This window comes from Polynucleobacter sp. Tro8-14-1, assembly GCF_018881655.1.
GTDB lineage: Bacteria > Pseudomonadota > Gammaproteobacteria > Burkholderiales > Burkholderiaceae > Polynucleobacter.
The window spans coordinates 71,638-88,858 of record NZ_JACVPX010000004.1 but is presented as its reverse complement, the minus strand read 5'-3'; the positions used below and the strand labels follow the sequence as shown (position 1 = coordinate 88,858).

The window sequence follows — 17,221 nt, the reverse complement described above, 5'->3', positions numbered from 1 at the left end:
AAATGGACTCCATTGCACAACTTCGCAAAAACTATACCTTTGGTCAGCTCTCAGAGACCGAGGTTCCCCAAGACCCGCTCCCGCTTTTCAAGCTTTGGTTTGATCAAGCTGTGAAAGCAGAATGTCCTGAACCCAACTCAATGACCTTGGCAACAGCTAACCAAGCTGGCAATCCATCAGCCCGTATTGTCTTACTAAAAGGCGCAGACCAAAATGGCTTTACCTTTTTTACTAACTACGAGAGTCAAAAAGGCAAAGACTTGGCCATCCGCCCTCAAGCAGCCCTCCTCTTCCATTGGCATGAATTAGAGCGCCAGGTACGTATTCAGGGTATTGTTGAACGGGTTAGTACAGCCGAAAGTGATGAGTACTTCCATTCTCGCCCAGCCGCCTCCAGAATTGGTGCCTGGGCCTCGCCTCAAAGCACTGCTATCCCAAACCGTGAATTCTTAGAAGAAGCGGAAAAACGTTTTAAGGCAGAGTTTGGTGACACACCTCCACGCCCAGAGCATTGGGGTGGTTACCGCTTACGCCCTACTGAAATTGAATTCTGGCAGGGGCGTCCATCTAGATTGCATGATCGCATGCACTACAAACTAGAAGGTGCCGACTGGCGAGTGAATCGCCTAGCACCCTAGAAACTGTTAACCCTCAGGAATATTGTGGCGCTATGAGCGATTTAAATTTCGCTCTAAATTTAGCCAGCTTAGGCGCGACTACCGCCATGCAATATCCTTGGTTAGGATGCTGCTGAAAATAATTCTGGTGATAGTCTTCTGCGGGATAAATGGTTGGCGCAGCATCGATCTGCGTCACCACTGGATTGGCATAGATTTTTGATTCCTCAAGCTCTTGCACTACCTCGTGCGCAATCTTGGACTGCGCTTCACTGTGCGTAAAAATCACCGAGCGATATTGCGTGCCATGATCATTGCCTTGATAGTTCAAGGTAGTCGGATCATGAATCACGAAAAGGATTTCTAATAAATCCCTAAATGAAACAATTTGTGGGTCAAACAAGATGTCGACAATTTCAGCATGGCCTGATACACCCGTGCAAACAGCCTCATAAGTTGGATTAGGTCTAGCGCCACCGGCGTAGCCAGAAACGACAGACCGAACCCCAGAAATTTGCTGGTAAACCGCTTCCAAACACCAAAAACAGCCCCCACCTAAGGTGGCACGCTCTAAAAGCGGTTCTTTTTTATCTAAATTTGTTTCCATGGCTTTATCCTAATGCCTTATTCCAATACCTGCCAACTATTAATAGACTATGAATCGCTTCACTATCCAGCTCGATGAAATGAAAGCAGCCTACGCTGCAGAACCAAACCCTACCCTCGAAGTGAGACTGGATCGAATTGCTCGCATTGAAAAAATGATTGAGGCAAATGAAGAAAAAATCTGCAAAGCCCTCGAGGCTGACTTCGGGGTGCGCCACCCAGTAGAAACGAGACTTGCTGAATGCCAGATGATTTATCAGGCCTGCAAGCACACCCGCAAGCATCTCAAAGAATGGATGAAGCCTGAGCAAAGAGAAGTTCCATCCCATATGGGCGCCTCGCAGGCTTGGGTTCAAAGTCAATCACTAGGCGTAGTTGGCATTCTGAGTCCCTGGAACTATCCGGTTCAATTAGCGCTTATTCCAGCAATCGCCGCTTTTGCTGCTGGTAATCGCGCTTGGCTCAAGCCATCTGAACGAAGCTCACGCACCTCTGGATTTATTGCTAGCTTAATTCAAGAGTATTTCCACCCTAGCGAGTTCTGCGTCACCACTGGTGGCCCAGAAGTAGCCGAGCAATTTTCAGCACTGCCTTTTAATCATCTTTTCTTCACTGGCTCAGGCACTATTGGTAAAAAAGTGATGCGTGCTGCCGCAGAAAATCTGACGCCAGTCACTTTGGAACTTGGCGGTACAACACCCGTCATCATTGATAAGAGCGCCAAACTCAAAGATGCTGCAGCCTCTATTGCTTACGGCAAATTACTGAACGGCGGTCAAACCTGCATTGCCCCTGACTATGTTTTGCTAGAGCAAGGCATTCAAGCAGAATTTATTCAAGAATTACAAACTGCTGCTCAAACCCAATTTAGCAACCCTGAAGAACTGACAGGCCCTATTGATGAGCGACAACTGGAATACTGGCAGCATCTAGTCAGCGACGCTCTAGACCGTGGTGCAAAAGTGATTCCTTTGCTCAATAACCCTGGTGCTGGTGCAAGACCATTCGAGCCCATTGCATTGGTCAATGTTCCGCCGGAAGCCCGAATTCTTCATGAAGAAATCTTTGGGCCCATTCTGCCGATCGTAACTGTTGCAGATACCTCGGCAGCGATTACTTATGTCAACAACAAACCCAATCCCTTGGCTCTATATTGGTTTGGCAAAGATAAAAAGAATATGAAGCGGGTTTTAAATGAAACGTGTTCTGGTGGCGTCACCATTAATGACACGCTCCTACATATCACCATTGAAGACCTTCCTTTTGGTGGAGTGGGTGTGAGTGGCATGGGAAGTTATCACGGCAAAGCAGGCTTTAACACCTTTAGTCATCAAAAGTCGATTCTGGAAGTGCGCGGCTTCTTTGGTTTAAACCTTTTCAAGGGAACTAAAACTGCGCGCCCTCCATATGGAAAGATGACTAAGTGGCTTTTGCGTTATCTCAAATAAAGAGATAAACAAGCGATACTTCTATTACTAAGCTCAGAAGATGAAGCTTTAAGCCTCTATTTCTGAATTAAGTCGGGAAAACCCTTGTAATCGAGTGCTGAAAATGCCATAATAGGAGGCTTTTTAAAGCAATTTGATTCATCGCCCCCCAGCTCTATTTCAGCGATTAGTTTAGAAGTCATAAACACAACAACGCTGCCGCTTGTCTGATGGTCGATGCCTTTGACCATCGCACCCTATAAAAAACAATGGGTGCAACATACGGAGACATCCCTTAAAGGGGATGTGTAATAGCATGACTTTTTCTAAAGAAACTAATCACGAGTCGAAAGACTCAAAGAGCACTGGAACTGAGTTCCAGAATTTTGCCCTAGCGGCATCACTCCTTAAAAACGTTGCTGAACTGGGTTATACCCAAGCCACATCCGTGCAAGCTCAGGTGATTCCTGCGGCTTTAGCTGGTGGTGACTTATTGGTCAGCAGCCAAACCGGTAGCGGTAAAACCGCAGCCTTTTTATTGCCTTTGATTAATCAACTCATCGAAGACAACCCGAACAACTCACCTGTACCAGGTCGCGCACAACCTAAAGTGTTAGTGCTCTGCCCTACTCGTGAATTGGCTCAACAGGTTGCCGCTGATGCAGTGAACTTAGTTCGTGGCATGAAAGGTATCCGTATTGCAACTGTGATGGGTGGCATGCCTTACGGCAAGCAGATCCAGGCATTGAAAGGTGCGTTGTTAGTTGTTGCAACTCCAGGTCGTTTGCTCGACTTGTGCGATAGCAAAGCAATTCGCTTAGATGATGTTAAACAACTCGTTATCGATGAAGCAGACCGCATGCTTGACATGGGATTTGCTGATGACCTTGAGGCAATTGATAAGCGTTGCGCAGGCCGTAATCAAACTTTAATGTTCTCTGCAACTTTTGCGCCAAAGATCATGTCTTTAGCAAACGAGTTGACTACAGATGCCAAGCGTATTGAACTTGCTCACGCAGGTGAAAAGCACGCCAACATTGAACAGAAGTTACATTGGGCTGACAGCATGTCACACAAGCATAAATTGCTCGAGCACATTTTGGCTGATGCTGATTTGGATCAAGCGGTTGTGTTTGCAAGCACTCAGGTTGAGAGCGAAAAAATTGCTGACACATTGCGTGCCAATGGCTATGAAGCTACTGCCCTACACGGTGCAATGCCTCAAGCTGTACGTATGCGTCGTCTCGAGTCCTTACGTAAGGGTCACACCAAGATTTTGGTTGCGACTGACGTAGCAGCTCGTGGTATCGATGTGCCACGTATTAGTCACGTGATTAACTTTGGCTTGCCAATGAAACCAGAAGACTATACGCATCGCATCGGTCGTACAGGTCGTGCAGGTCGCAATGGTGTTGCTATCACTTTGGTTGAACATCGTGATCGCGCGAAGATCCGCAATATCGAACGCTTCACACAGCAAGATATCGTTGCTTCAGTCATCGCTGGTCTTGAGCCACAAGCCAAGCCAAGCTTTGGTGGTGGCGGTGGTGGCAATCGCTCTGGTGGCGGTCGTTCTGGTGGTGGCGGCGGTCGTTATGGCTCAGGCGCTCGCTCAGAGTCTCGCTCTGGCGGTGGCTTCGGTGGTGGTAATGCTGGTGGTGGTCGTTCAGGCGATTCACGTCCAGCTCGCTCTGCTGACTCACGTCCTGCGCGTTCTGCTGACTCACGTCCGGCACGCTCTGGTGACTCACGTCCAGCAGGCGGCCCGCGTTTTGCTAAACCAAAGGCCGGCGGTCAACGTCGCAGCTTTAGCGGTAGCTAAAAATGATTCACCAAAATCGTCTCCGTTCTGCATGGAATCGAGTCGGTTCCGGTGAAATCCATCGGGCGCCACGCGAGTGGCAACCTTGGCTAAGCGATATAGGGTCTCTCACCCAAAAAATTGAGAAGGCAATTGGGCAAAAGCTAGAAGTTCAGGTTTTGCGCGACTGTCCTCAATCACTTAATAGCGACGAAAGTCGCTATTTTCATTTAAAGCTCAGACGCTGCAGAGTACGTGAAGTACTGCTCTGCTCAAATGGCATTCCTTTAGTGATGGCACACAGCGTTATTCCAACACTCAGCTCCAGTGGCAGTAATCATCAGGTCTTGCGCTTAGGCACTAAGCCCTTGGGCGCAGTCTTGTTTAGCAAAACTCGCAAACACTCCAAGGCCAAGCCACCGCGCGATATTGCACGTCTAGATAAAAGCAGTGAATTGTGGAAAAAGTGCTCTAAGCACTTTGCTGGCTTGGACTCACCCTTATGGGCAAGACGCACCCTCTATCGCTTAAAGGGTCATCCCATCTTGGTAAATGAGATTTTCTTACCTAGCTTACTGATAGCTACCAAAGCTTAACTTCTATTTTTAGATTGTCAGCCAAGCTAAGGTTGACTTGATCAAAGCTTCATCGCCTGGCTCACTCGTAAAGACTTCACCAAACCCAATCATTTCGGCCGCATCCGCAATATTGTGATGTGGACATAGTGCGCTGGCGACATTGAGGTTTTGCGTAAATTGGTCTTTCATAACTTCGCCGAGATAACGCACCGCCTCAGAAGAAGTGAGCAACCAAAGTGATTTACTCAAATCCATTTCTCGTACAAGTTGCCAAGCAGGGTTATCAATATCCAAAGGTACGCGCGTGTAGGTTGAAATAGCCTCCACAGTTGCCCCTGCCTTTTTCAAAGTGTCAGCCAGCCAATCACGGCCACCCTCACCTTTAAAGATCACTACTTTTTTACCCTGCCAATTCCATTTCAGGGATTGAAGCTCTTTCCACAAACCTTCAGAGTCCCAGTTTTCGTTATTTCCTGGAATGATGATGGGAGTGGGATTGTCTTCCGATCCGACGCCATGATTTCTCAGGGCAAGATGACTGCTGCCACCCATCACACCAATCGGAATAATCTTCTTAGAAAAATCTTGCCAATCTCGCTCCAATAAACGCATCACACTCTCGATGGCATTAGGACTTACAAAGATGGCAAGATCTGCGTCGCTCAGGGTGCTAGCGATATGGTCAGCTAAATGCCCATCCGACTTTGGAACAATCGTTAGCAAAGGCAGAGAGAGTATTTCTGGAAGACTACGCTTTCCTACACCGCTTGCCTCGATTGCCCTGGTGAGCACTTCAATCAATTGACGCGCTTGACCAGCAGGCCGAGTAACAATGATTGTTTTGGTGCTCATGCTGACGAAGATTGCGCTTTGTATTACTTAGGAAGTGCTGGAATTAAATCTGCGGCGCCTTGTGACAGCAAGTCTTTTGCCACTGCAAGGCCCAAGGCCTCGGCATCTTCAACTGATTTCACTTGAGCACTACCATTAGCCAGGCAAATTGCTTGGCCATCAACACTCGCTACAAAAGAGCGAATGTTCATTTGGTTCTGATCCCATACTGCGTGTGCAGCCAGCGGCACTTCACATGACCCGCCTAATTGGCGAGACACCATACGTTCAGCAGAAACAGCAAACAAAGTCGGCAAATCATTGAGTGGAGTAAGCCACTGTTTGATATTGGGATGTTTGCTTAAAGTTTCGATACCTAAGGCACCCTGGCCTGCAGCGGGAGTGTAGGGATCATATGGCAAAAAAGCACGAATGCGGGACTCTAAACCCAAACGCTTTAAGCCAGCAGCAGCCAAAATAATAGCTTGATATTCACCTCGATCTAATTTGCTCATGCGAGTATCTAAGTTGCCGCGTAATGGCTGTATGACCAAATGTGGAAACTTTGCGCGCAGTACTGACTCACGTCGCAAACTCGATGTGCCCACAATAGCCCCATGAGGAAGATCCTCAAGACTGGCGTAATCATTAGAAACAAAGGCATCGCGTGCATCTTCCCTAGCCATGACGCAAGAAAGATCAAATCCCTCAGGCATCACCATTGGGACATCTTTTAAGGAGTGCACCGCTAGATCGGCACGCCCATCCTCTAATGCGGTTTCGAGCTCTTTCACAAAAAGGCCCTTACCACCCACTTTAGAGAGGGCTCGGTCCAAAATCTGGTCCCCACGGGTGGTCATACCCAAAATCTGGACATCGCATCCTGGATAGAGCTTTTTAAGGCAATCCTGGACATGCTCAGCCTGCCACATGGCTAGGCGACTTTCACGGGAAGCGATTACGAGGCGCTTTGGAGCGTCAGATGGAGAAGAATTCAGGGTTGGCGACATAACATTTAAAATAATCAAAGACCTACACCAATATACTGTGTTTATGAGCTCATCAAATAATTCCTTAGCCAACAAAGCCCAAGCTTGGTCGGCCCGTTTTGCAGAACCTGTCGACGAACTCGTTCAGCGTTATACCGCCTCTATTGGCTTTGATCAACGCTTTGCCATGGTCGATATTGCCGGCTCCCTAGCCCATGCTGAAATGCTGGCTACCCAAAAGATCATTAGCAGCCAAGATTTGGCCGATATTCAAAAGGGTATGGCTCAAATTAAGAGTGAAATCGAGTCCGGACAATTTAATTGGCAGTTGGCGCTAGAAGATGTACACCTGAACATCGAAGCACGCTTAACCGCATTAGTAGGCGATGCTGGCAAGCGTTTGCATACCGGTCGTTCACGTAACGACCAAGTAGCAACGGATTTGCGCCTATGGTTGCGTAGCAACGTTGATGACATTGCAGTCACCCTGAAGTCTTTACGTCTTGCACTATTGGATTTAGCTGAAAAGCATGCTGCCACCATCATGCCTGGCCACACGCATTTGCAAGTTGCGCAACCGATTACATTTGGTCACCACTTGATGGCCTATTTTGAAATGTTTAGCCGTGATGCCAGTCGATTAGTAGATTTGCGTGCTCGTTTCAATCGCCTGCCTTTAGGTGCGGCCGCATTAGCCGGAACCACCTATCCGATCGATCGCGAACAAGTAGCTAAGGCCTTAGGATTTGATGGTATCTGCAATAACTCATTAGATGCTGTATCCGATCGCGACTTTGCAATTGAGTTTTGTGCCTTCTCATCGATTTTGATGATGCACGTGTCACGCCTATCTGAAGAGCTAATCTTGTGGCTGAGCCCCCGCTTTGGCTTCATTGATTTACCAGATCGCTTCTGCACTGGTAGCTCGATCATGCCGCAAAAGAAGAACCCAGATGTTCCAGAATTAGCTCGTGGTAAGACTGGCCGTGTATATGGCGATCTGATCTCTTTATTGACTCTCATGAAGGGTCAGCCACTGGCTTACAACAAAGATAATCAAGAAGATAAAGAGCCTTTATTTGATGCAGTAGATACTGTTCAAGATACCTTGCGCATTTTTGCTGACATGGTTCCGCATATTGAAGTGAAAGCAGAAGTGATGAAGAAGGCTGCTGAAGAAGGTTTTGCAACAGCAACCGACTTGGCTGACTACTTAGTTAAAAAAGGTTTGGCTTTCCGCGATGCCCATGAAGCAGTTGCACACGCTGTTAAGGCTTGCGTTGGCAGAAATTGCATGCTGACAGATTTAAGTCTCTCAGAACTTCGATTTGCATGCGGTCTTGATAATCGCCCTGAACTGATTAGCGATGATGTGTTTGCATTACTCACTGTTGATGGCTCAGTGCAATCACGCCAACATGCCGGTGGCACCGCCCCAGACCAGGTTCTTGCCGCTATTAAACGGGGTCGCGCAGACCTCTAAAGTGCATGGGGTTTTGGTCCAAACTCTCTGCGGGGATTGACTACGTAAACCAGCTTCTGGGCAAGGCAGCCAGCATCATGATTTTGCTTTCTTGTATCGTATCCGCACTCAACGCCTTACTCCGCTATGGATTCGACGTCAGCAACAACTGGCCATTAGAGCTTCAATGGTATCTATTTGCTGCAGCCGTTATGCTCGGCACATCTTACACACTCAAACGTAATGAACATGTCAGGGTGGATTTAATTTACTCACAGCTTTCTGATCGCGGGCGCTTGTGGGTTGATCTTTTTGGCTTGGTGTTCTTTTTAATGCCAGCCTGCCTCTTATTTGCTTGGCTCTCCTGGACAACGCTCTTTTACCCATCATGGCTGGTCATGGAGCATTCACTGAACTCTGGCGGATTAGCGCGCTATCCCATTAAGTTTGTAGTGCCCTTTGGGTTTTTGATGCTGAGCCTGCAAGGTGTTTCAGAAATCATTAAACGTATCGGCGCTTTGCAGGGCAAAACAACCCTCCCCGCCGAAGACCTCCATTACGAAAAGCCGATGCAATGATTCCATTAGAGTGGATGCCGCCCTTGATGTTTGGTGGGCTGATCGTCTTTATGTTGATCGGCTTTCCGGTTGCATTCTCTTTAATGGCTGCAGGATTATTTTTCTCAGCCATTGCGATTAGCGAGGGTTTCTTTGGCATCCCATTTTTGCAAGCTATTCCGCAGCGCATCTTTGGTAGCGTGCTCGCCAATGATCTACTGCTAGCCATTCCCTTCTTCACTTTTATGGGCGCCATCTTAGAGCGCTGCGGCCTCGCAGAAGAAATGCTCGACTCGATGGGCCAACTATTTGGGCGCGTACGTGGCGGTCTTGGTTACTCCGTCATCATCGTTGGGTTTATCTTGGGCGCTATCACTGGTACTGTCGCCGCTCAGGTGATCGCTATGGCGATGATTTCCTTGCCGGTGATGATGCGTTACGGCTACAACATGCGCTACGCTACGGGCGTTTTAGCAGCCTCTGGGACCATTACACAGTTAGTGCCCCCATCATTAGTATTGATTGTGTTGGCAGACCAACTTAAAACACAAAGCGGCAGTGCAGATGTGGGCAGCATGTATCTCGGTGCATGGGGTCCATCGCTTTTGCAGATCGCCCTCTTTGCCCTATATACCTTCTTCCTGAGTCGTGTTCGCCCCGACTATCTACCGCCCGTACCAGAGAGCGATCTCACACTCAAAGGCTGGGCACTTTGGAAAAAATGTCTCATGGGGATCATCCCATCAGCGGTCCTGATCTTCCTGGTTCTGGGTACCATCATGACTGGCATTGCCACCCCTACTGAATCGGGAGCTATGGGCGCAATGGGAGCTCTACTCTTAGCGTGGCTTCGCAGAGCAAGCATTCCGAATCTCAAAGGACTGATTCAAGAGGCCTATCAAAACACGATGCGTATTACTGCCATGGTGGTTTTTATTCTGATTGGATCTACTTGCTTTTCTGTTGTGTTTCAAGGAGTAGATGGTGGCTTCTGGGTAGAAGAGCTTTTCTCTAATCTTCCTGGTGGTTGGATTGGATTCTTAATCGTTGTGAATTTGTTTGTTTTCTTTTTGGCCTTTTTCTTAGACTTCTTCGAAATCGCCTTCATTGTTGTGCCAATGTTGGCACCAGTAGCAGTGAAATTACTCTCACCGGTATTACTCGATTCCATGAATGGCAATCCTCAAGCAGCAGCCAGTGCAGCACTAGTGTGGTTCGGGGTCATGCTTTGTGTGAATATGCAGACTTCTTTTATGCATCCCCCTTTTGGCTTTGCCCTCTTCTACCTGAGAGGCGTAGCGCCCAAAGAGGTGAAGAGTAGTGATATCTACTGGGGCGCACTCCCCTGGGTAGGTCTGCAGCTAGTGATGGTCGTGCTGGTGATGGCCTTCCCCGCGCTGGTAACAACACTCTTAGATAAGCCTGCTGCTGTGATCGAGAGCAAAGACTTTAATTTCACAGGGGGCGAAGAGGGTAAGCCAGAAGCACCATCAACGAAGACGGATGAGGATACTCCTGTAACATTTCAGTTAGATAAACCGATTAAATAAAAACTAATCGCGTCAATATTTCTTTTTCTTGCCATTTAAATATTGGGCAATGGATAAGCTAAGATGCCTAGCATTTGCTGGCCACCTCAATAGATTTAAGGTCTCCGTCATACCCTTATCAGCATGCGTAGAGTTTAGAGGATGGCCTAATAAAAATTTTGGTACGCGTTTCTTGCCCATTAAAATCTCACTCTTTCAAAATAATTATTAAGCAAGATACAGTACCGTTTTTAGATCGGCAAATAAAAAAATGCCCTGAAATTTTCAGGGCATTAGCTCAACTAAGAGGTGAGATTAAAGGGTGATGTCCCGCCCTTGCCTGACACAATCGACGTAATACTCACTCTTACCATCGATACTGGCTTTAACGAGCCCATGAATATCCGTCTCAAATCCAGGGAATTTCTCATTAAAGTCTCTAGCGAAGTAGAGGTAGTCAATGATGCGTTTGTTAAAACGCTCGCCTGGAATCAACAATGGAATGCCTGGAGGATAGGGAGTAACTAACATGGCTGTTACGCGCCCCTCTAATTGATCAAGCGGCACACGATCCACTTCTTTGTGCGCCATCTTCGCCCATGCCTCTGAAGGCATCATGGCTGGAACCATGTCTGAGGTATACATCTCAGTAGTCATGCGCGCTACATCACGGCCCTTATAAAACTCATGAATTTGCTGACAAATATCTTTTAAGCCAACGCGCTCATATCGTGGATGTTTAGCGACAAACTCAGGCAATACTTTCCAGAGTGGCGCATTCTTATCAAAGTGATCTTTGAACTGCTGCAGTTCTGTTACAAGCGTATTCCAGCGGCCTTTAGTAATACCGATCGTGAACATGATGAAGAATGAGTAGAGACCGCACTTCTCCACGATCACGCCATGCTCAGCAAGATACTTGGTCACGATGCTCGCTGGAATGCCCATAGAGCCAAAGTTGCCCTCAATATCCAATCCAGGCGTAACAACCGTCGCCTTAATGGGATCGAGCATATTGAAGTCTTTGGCCAATTTGCCAAAATCATGCCAAGCTGCTGATGGCTCCAAGACCCAATCTGAGCGCTCGCCAATACCCTCTTCCGCCAAATGATCTGGGCCCCAGACCTTGAACCACCAGTCTGCGCCAAACTTATCATCTACCTCACGCATAGCGCGGCGGAAGTCCATTGCTTCAGCAATAGACTCCTCAACGAGCGTCGTGCCGCCAGGAGACTCCATCATGGCCGCAGAAACATCGCATGAAGCAATGATGGCGTACTGAGGACTAGTAGAGGTGTGCATCAAATAGGCTTCATTAAAGCAATCACGATCAAGCTTGGTATCTTCTGCATCTTGAACCAACACCTGTGATGCCTGGGATAAACCAGCCAGCAACTTATGGGTAGACTGCGTTGCAAACATCAAACTCTTCTTAGTGCGCTTACGATCTGAACCAATCGCATGCATGTCTTTATAGAAAGGATGGAATGCGGCATGTGGCAACCAAGCTTCATCAAAATGCAATGAATCTACTTTGCCATCAAGCATCTCTTTAATCATTTCAACGTTGTAAACGATGCCATCGTAAGTACTTTGCGTCAGCGTCATTACACGAGGTACAACATTCTTATCTTTGATAAACGGATTGGCATCAATTTTCTTCTTGATGTTTTTCCATTCGAACTCTTCCTTCGGAATCGGACCAATAATGCCCAAGTGATTACGAGTAGGCATCAAGAAGATGGGAATCGCGCCCATCATGGTGATGGAATGAATGACTGACTTATGACAGTTACGGTCAACCAAGACCACGTCGCCAGGTGCAACCGTAGAGTGCCAAACAATCTTGTTGGAAGTCGATGTGCCATTGGTTACAAAGAATAAATGGTCTGCATTAAAGATGCGCGCTGCATTGCGTTCACTCTGCAGCACTGGACCTGTATGGTCTAGGAGCTGGCCCAACTCCTCCACTGCGTTACAAACGTCAGCGCGCAACATGTTTTCACCAAAGAATTGATGGAACATTCTTCCTACTGGGCTTTTTAAGAAAGCAACGCCACCGGAGTGACCTGGGCAATGCCAAGAATATGAACCTTCAGAAGCGTAGTTAGTTAAAGCGCGGAAGAATGGCGGCGCTAATGAATCTAAATACACTTTGGCTTCACGAATAATGTGACGTGCCACGAATTCTGGGGTGTCTTCATTCATATGAATGAAGCCATGCAACTCGCGCAAGATGTCATTAGGCATATGACGTGAGGTACGTGTCTCACCATATAAGAAGATAGGGATATCTTCATTACGTTTACGTACTTCGGTAATAAAAGCACGCAAGTTATTTAAGGCTGGAAGATCATTATCTTCTGAGTCAGAGTCAAACTCCTCATCATCAATCGAGACGATGAATGACGATGCACGAGAAGCTTGCTGAGCAAACGAAGTCAGGTCACCATAGCTCGTTAAGCCAATAACCTCCATGCCTTCATTCTCAATCGCCTCGGCGAGGTCACGAATTCCCGAACCCGAAATATTTTCGGAGCGGAAGTCTTCATCAATAATGATGATTGGAAAACGAAATTTCATAAAAACTCCCCTGCTAATTTATCCGAGACATTCGGAACCCACTTCTCAAAGTTGGCTAAATCTATTATCCGGCCGCCATCTGGCGAAACCGTGACTATATCGACAAAAGTCGCATTTTGCTGCACATCTCTTGGTAAGTAAACATGGCGAGCATAGACTTGATTGGCCAGGCTCTCGTGATACCCCGTAAAGGTAATTAAAAGATGCCAATGACCATTCAATTCTGCTTTACCCAAGAAATCTTTTAGTGGACTTGCCTCATCCACGCTATGCATCGCCGTCCAGGTCAAGGAAAAGACTGGGCTCTCGGAGCGATGCAGCTGCAATTCAACAGATCGACGATAGCGCTCACCCTCGCTTGTCATGCTTTCTGCAATGAGCCATAAGCGTAACTGCGCCTCCACAATATGGGAGCTGCGATCATTGGCTACTCGGAACTTCAATGTTTTGATGCCGTCATGGTTGCCCACTACAGCTACTTTAGAAAAACGTATGCCTGCGGTAGGCCTAGTAAAGCGCGCAAAGGCCAGACCCGTAGTTAATGCGGAGTAAACAATTCCAAAGAACGCCTCAAACGTCACAATCGCATTTGGCCAACTACCAACCGGAGTCATTCGGCCATATCCAATGGTTGCCATCGTTTGCACACTAAAGAAAAAGACATCCAACAAAGAGCCTGGTCGGGCATTGGTAATGGCCCCGTCTCCACATGCGATATAAGCAAAAGCAAATATAAGATTTGTACCGAGATATACAAAAACGACTAGCAACATAAAGCTAGTCCAGGTGGTACCTAGCAGCCAATGGTAGAAATTATTCTCTGGACGCGCCATTTCTGAGCGCGAGAGTGTGGCGCGATATTCTTCTAGATTAATCCGTGATGGACGGCGATTAAATAGAAATTTACGCACTGCCGTAATGGCTTAGGTCTTAGGCAGGGTTACGCCCCGCTGACCTTGATACTTACCACCGCGATCTTTATATGATGTTCCACACACTTCATCACTCTCAAAGAAGAGTACTTGCGCACAACCTTCACCCGCATAAATCTTTGCAGGCAATGGTGTAGTATTTGAAAACTCTAAAGTGACATAACCTTCCCACTCAGGCTCAAATGGCGTGACGTTCACAATAATGCCGCAGCGAGCATAAGTACTCTTACCAACGCAGACGGTTAATACGCTACGTGGAATCTTAAAGTACTCAACCGTTCTTGCCAATGCAAAAGAGTTTGGTGGAATGATGCAAACATCACCCTTGAAATCGACGAATGATTGCTCATCGAAATTCTTCGGATCAACGATGGTGCTATTGATATTCGTAAAGATTTTGAATTCGTCTGCGCAACGAATGTCATAGCCATAGCTTGAAGTGCCATAACTTACGATTTTGTTGCCGGCGGCATCTTGGCGAACTTGCCCAGGTTCGAATGGGCTGATCATGCCTTGCTCGCCCATGCGGCGGATCCAGTGGTCTGATTTAATAGTCATGACCGAATTGTAAAACCTTCGCCCTTACCTGCTGACGAATTTATTGGGGTTTTTGGCTAAAAACGACCCTCTCCGGGGCGTTATAGATCTCAAAGTGTTTGCCGGAGCAACGGGAGAGGATGGTGAGGTTAGTCTTGCGCGCCAGCTCCAGACCCATCAAGGTCACGCCAGAGCGGGTCAGAAGGAAAGGGATGCCCATCTGAGCCCCCTTGATCACCATCTCTGAGGTCAGGCGCCCAGTAGTAAAGAAAATCAAATCCTTGCCCGGTTTATTCACTAGCCACATCAAGCCAGAAATCGAGTCGACCGCATTATGGCGACCAACATCTTCAATAAAGTGCAGCAGTCGCACCCCATCCTGCCCGTCCCGCTCATAGACTGCGCAGGCATGAACCGAACCAGACTTCTTATAAATGGTGTCATGGATTCGAATGGAGTCAATCAAGGCAACTATTGCCTCTTGAGAGAGTAGCGGTCCCTCGGGAAGCTGAATCGCATCCATCTCCTCGATTAAGCCACCAAACATGGTTCCCTGACCGCAACCAGTCGTTACTACCCGCTTGCTGGTTAGGGCATCAATATCCACCGTACTCCGGCGGGTTTTAACAGCAGCCGAATCGGTCTCCCAGTCAACCTGAATGCTTTCGATGTCATCAGGAGACTCCACGAGGCGCTGGTTACGTAAATAGCCCAAGACCAGGGCTTCTGGAGCACTTCCCAAGGTCATCAGCGTCACCACTTCACGCTTATCCAAATAAATGGTTAAAGGGCGCTCCCCCGGAATATGGGTAGTTTTAAGGCGACCCAGCTCATCCATAACCTCGACCTCATGCACCAAAGGCACTGAGGCACAAGACATCTGAATGGTTGGTTTTGCTGCCATAAAATACTCTCTAAGGTCGGGCTGAACTCAATTTTATCGGGGTTTAGGAACACTCCGAGGAGCCTTACTTTAACCGCAGACTAAAATCACTGCATTAGCCAGCATAATTGAGCGCTGCACCCTATTTAACCTTCTTACATTCTTATTTAAGTCCGCACTACATGAGCAGTTCTCAACGCCGCCTTCTTGTCACCTCCGCCTTACCGTATGCCAATGGTCAGATCCATATCGGCCATTTGGTGGAATACGTTCAGACTGATATTTGGGTTCGCTTTCAGAGAATGCGTGGTCATGAGGTTCACTATGTTGGTGCTGATGACACGCATGGCACCCCTATCATGTTGCGCGCTGAAAAAGAAGGCATCACCCCTAAAGAACTCATTGCTAATGTTTGGAAAGAACATAAGCGGGACTTTGATAACTTCCTCATCTCATTTGATAACTACTACACCACAGATAGCCCTGAGAATGAGAAGTTAGCGCAAAGTATTTATCTCAAGCTGCGTGATGCTGGCTTGATTGAAAAGCGTGCGATTGAGCAAGCTTACGATCCTGTTAAAGAAATGTTCTTACCGGATCGCTTCATCAAGGGCGAGTGCCCTAAGTGCGGCGCTAAAGATCAGTATGGTGACAACTGTGAAAAGTGTGGCGCAACGTATTCACCTACAGACCTGAAGAATCCTTTTTCAGTAGTCAGCGGTGCAACCCCTATCAAAAAGATTTCTGATCACTATTTCTTTAAGTTATCTGATCCACGTTGCGAAGAGTTTTTACGTGACTGGACTCAAGTCAAAACTCCATTGCAGCCTGAAGCTCGCAATAAGATGAAAGAATGGGTTGGCCAGCCCGGCGAAAGCAAACTGGGCGATTGGGACATCTCCCGCGATGCCCCATATTTCGGGTTCGAGATCCCTGATGCACCAGGTAAATACTTCTATGTGTGGCTTGATGCCCCGATCGGCTACTATGCCAGCTTCCTCAATTACTGCCAAGCTAAAGGCCTTAATTTTGATGAGTGGGTTAAGCCAGATACCACTACCGAGCAATACCACTTCATCGGCAAAGATATTCTGTATTTCCACACTTTATTCTGGCCTGCTACTTTGAAGTTTGCCGGCTATCGCACACCAACCAACGTATTTGCTCATGGCTTCTTAACCGTAGATGGCGAGAAGATGAGTAAGTCACGCGGTACTTTAATTTCTGCAAACAGCGTGATTGAGTGCGGCTTTAATCCTGAGTGGTTCCGCTATTACTTTGCGACTAAGCTTAATGACAGCATGGAAGATTTAGATTTAAATCTTCAAGACTTTGTTGCGCGCGTGAATAGTGACCTACTCGGTAAGTACATCAATATTGCTAGTCGTAGCGCAGGCTTCTTAGTGAAGCGATTTGGTGGCGTGGTTTCTGATGAAGCGATGAGTAATCCACTGCTCAAAGAGATTGCTGCTGCTAGCGAAAAAATTGCTGAACTCTATGAGGGACGCGAATATGCAAAAGCATTGCGTACCGTGATGGAGTTAGCTGACAAAGTTAACGGCTTTGTAGATGAGAACAAGCCATGGGAAATCGCTAAAGATCCAGAACGTGAAGCAGATTTACAGCGAGTTTGCAGCATTACCCTGGAAGCATTCCGGATGATGAGTCTGTACCTCAAGCCAGTAATTCCTCAAGTTGCAGTTGGCGTTGAAGAATTCTTCTCCTTGCCACCCCTTTCATGGTCAGACATTAATACCCCGCTCTCCAGCAAGAACCCTATTAAGCCCTATAAACACCTCATGACCCGGGTGGAAGCCCCTCAAATTGAGGCTTTGCTGGCTGCAAACTTGTAAAAATAGCCCTAAAAAGCACCTATAATGGCGGTTGTA

General features: G+C 47.3%; 15 protein-coding genes. 8 read left to right on the top strand and 7 right to left on the bottom strand.

The features are described from left to right. Positions 1-2 precede the first annotated feature (2 nt). Entirely contained in the window at positions 3-638 is a 636-nt protein-coding gene (gene pdxH, locus ICN34_RS05605) for a pyridoxamine 5'-phosphate oxidase (RefSeq protein WP_072583763.1), read from the top strand. 13 nt (positions 639-651) lie between these two features. On the opposite strand, the gene msrA is transcribed toward pdxH, so the two are convergent. Further along, positions 652-1,224 (bottom strand): peptide-methionine (S)-S-oxide reductase MsrA, encoded by a 573-nt coding sequence (gene msrA / locus ICN34_RS05600; protein WP_072583764.1) that lies wholly within the window; start codon positions 1,222-1,224, stop codon positions 652-654. Positions 1,225-1,273: 49 nt separating this feature from the next. Between msrA and ICN34_RS05595 the strand changes: the two genes are divergently transcribed. From ICN34_RS05595 to ICN34_RS05585, 3 genes are all read left to right on the top strand, one after another. After that, positions 1,274-2,671 (top strand): coniferyl aldehyde dehydrogenase, encoded by a 1,398-nt coding sequence (locus ICN34_RS05595; RefSeq protein ID WP_072583765.1) that lies wholly within the window; start codon positions 1,274-1,276, stop codon positions 2,669-2,671. Positions 2,672-2,966: 295 nt separating this feature from the next. Further along, complete coding sequence (locus tag ICN34_RS05590; RefSeq protein WP_216121323.1) at positions 2,967-4,472, top strand: DEAD/DEAH box helicase; 1,506 nt, start codon at positions 2,967-2,969, stop codon at positions 4,470-4,472. A 2-nt stretch (positions 4,473-4,474) separates the two neighbouring features. Then, positions 4,475-5,047: a chorismate lyase gene (locus tag ICN34_RS05585; protein ID WP_072583767.1), complete on the top strand. Its 573-nt coding sequence runs from the start codon at positions 4,475-4,477 to the stop codon at positions 5,045-5,047. Between the two features lie 9 nt (positions 5,048-5,056). On the opposite strand, the gene ICN34_RS05580 is transcribed toward ICN34_RS05585, so the two are convergent. Continuing rightward, on the bottom strand, positions 5,057-5,881 hold the full coding sequence (locus ICN34_RS05580) for a uroporphyrinogen-III synthase (protein WP_072583768.1): 825 nt from the start codon (positions 5,879-5,881) through the stop codon (positions 5,057-5,059). Positions 5,882-5,904: 23 nt separating this feature from the next. Next, positions 5,905-6,870, bottom strand: a complete 966-nt coding sequence (gene hemC / locus ICN34_RS05575) for a hydroxymethylbilane synthase (protein ID WP_216121321.1) — start codon at positions 6,868-6,870, stop codon at positions 5,905-5,907. Between the two features lie 43 nt (positions 6,871-6,913). Here hemC and argH point away from each other — a divergent pair, with 43 nt between their 5' ends. Genes argH through ICN34_RS05560 form a run of 3 tightly spaced genes read left to right on the top strand, consistent with a single transcriptional unit; the run spans position 6,914 to position 10,418 of the window. Next, positions 6,914-8,332 carry an argininosuccinate lyase gene (gene argH, locus ICN34_RS05570; RefSeq protein ID WP_216121319.1) on the top strand — a complete coding sequence of 473 codons (1,419 nt, stop codon included), beginning with the start codon at positions 6,914-6,916 and terminating at the stop codon, positions 8,330-8,332. 5 nt (positions 8,333-8,337) lie between these two features. Then, positions 8,338-8,889, top strand: a complete 552-nt coding sequence (locus tag ICN34_RS05565; RefSeq protein WP_216121317.1) for a TRAP transporter small permease subunit — start codon at positions 8,338-8,340, stop codon at positions 8,887-8,889. After that, positions 8,886-10,418 (top strand): TRAP transporter large permease subunit, encoded by a 1,533-nt coding sequence (locus ICN34_RS05560; protein ID WP_216121315.1) that lies wholly within the window; start codon positions 8,886-8,888, stop codon positions 10,416-10,418. Before ICN34_RS05565 ends, ICN34_RS05560 begins: the two co-directional genes overlap by 4 nt. A 294-nt stretch (positions 10,419-10,712) precedes the next feature. Here the strand turns inward: ICN34_RS05560 and ICN34_RS05555 are convergent, their stop codons facing one another. The 4 genes from ICN34_RS05555 to ICN34_RS05540 are packed head-to-tail and all read right to left on the bottom strand — an operon-like array spanning position 10,713 to position 15,353. Further along, positions 10,713-12,980 (bottom strand): arginine/lysine/ornithine decarboxylase, encoded by a 2,268-nt coding sequence (locus ICN34_RS05555; RefSeq protein ID WP_216121313.1) that lies wholly within the window; start codon positions 12,978-12,980, stop codon positions 10,713-10,715. Further along, complete coding sequence (locus ICN34_RS05550; RefSeq protein ID WP_072583774.1) at positions 12,977-13,891, bottom strand: ion channel; 915 nt, start codon at positions 13,889-13,891, stop codon at positions 12,977-12,979. The genes ICN34_RS05555 and ICN34_RS05550 overlap by 4 nt, the downstream gene beginning before the upstream one ends. A 12-nt stretch (positions 13,892-13,903) precedes the next feature. Then, the gene (gene dcd / locus ICN34_RS05545) at positions 13,904-14,470 is read right to left on the bottom strand and encodes a dCTP deaminase (protein ID WP_071464932.1); all 567 of its coding nucleotides are present in this window, start codon (positions 14,468-14,470) and stop codon (positions 13,904-13,906) included. A 40-nt stretch (positions 14,471-14,510) separates the two neighbouring features. Then, positions 14,511-15,353, bottom strand: a complete 843-nt coding sequence (locus tag ICN34_RS05540; protein WP_216121311.1) for a formate dehydrogenase accessory sulfurtransferase FdhD — start codon at positions 15,351-15,353, stop codon at positions 14,511-14,513. A 161-nt stretch (positions 15,354-15,514) separates the two neighbouring features. Here ICN34_RS05540 and metG point away from each other — a divergent pair, with 161 nt between their 5' ends. Continuing rightward, on the top strand, positions 15,515-17,185 hold the full coding sequence (gene metG / locus ICN34_RS05535) for a methionine--tRNA ligase (RefSeq protein ID WP_216121309.1): 1,671 nt from the start codon (positions 15,515-15,517) through the stop codon (positions 17,183-17,185). The last annotated feature ends 36 nt before the right edge of the window (positions 17,186-17,221 follow it).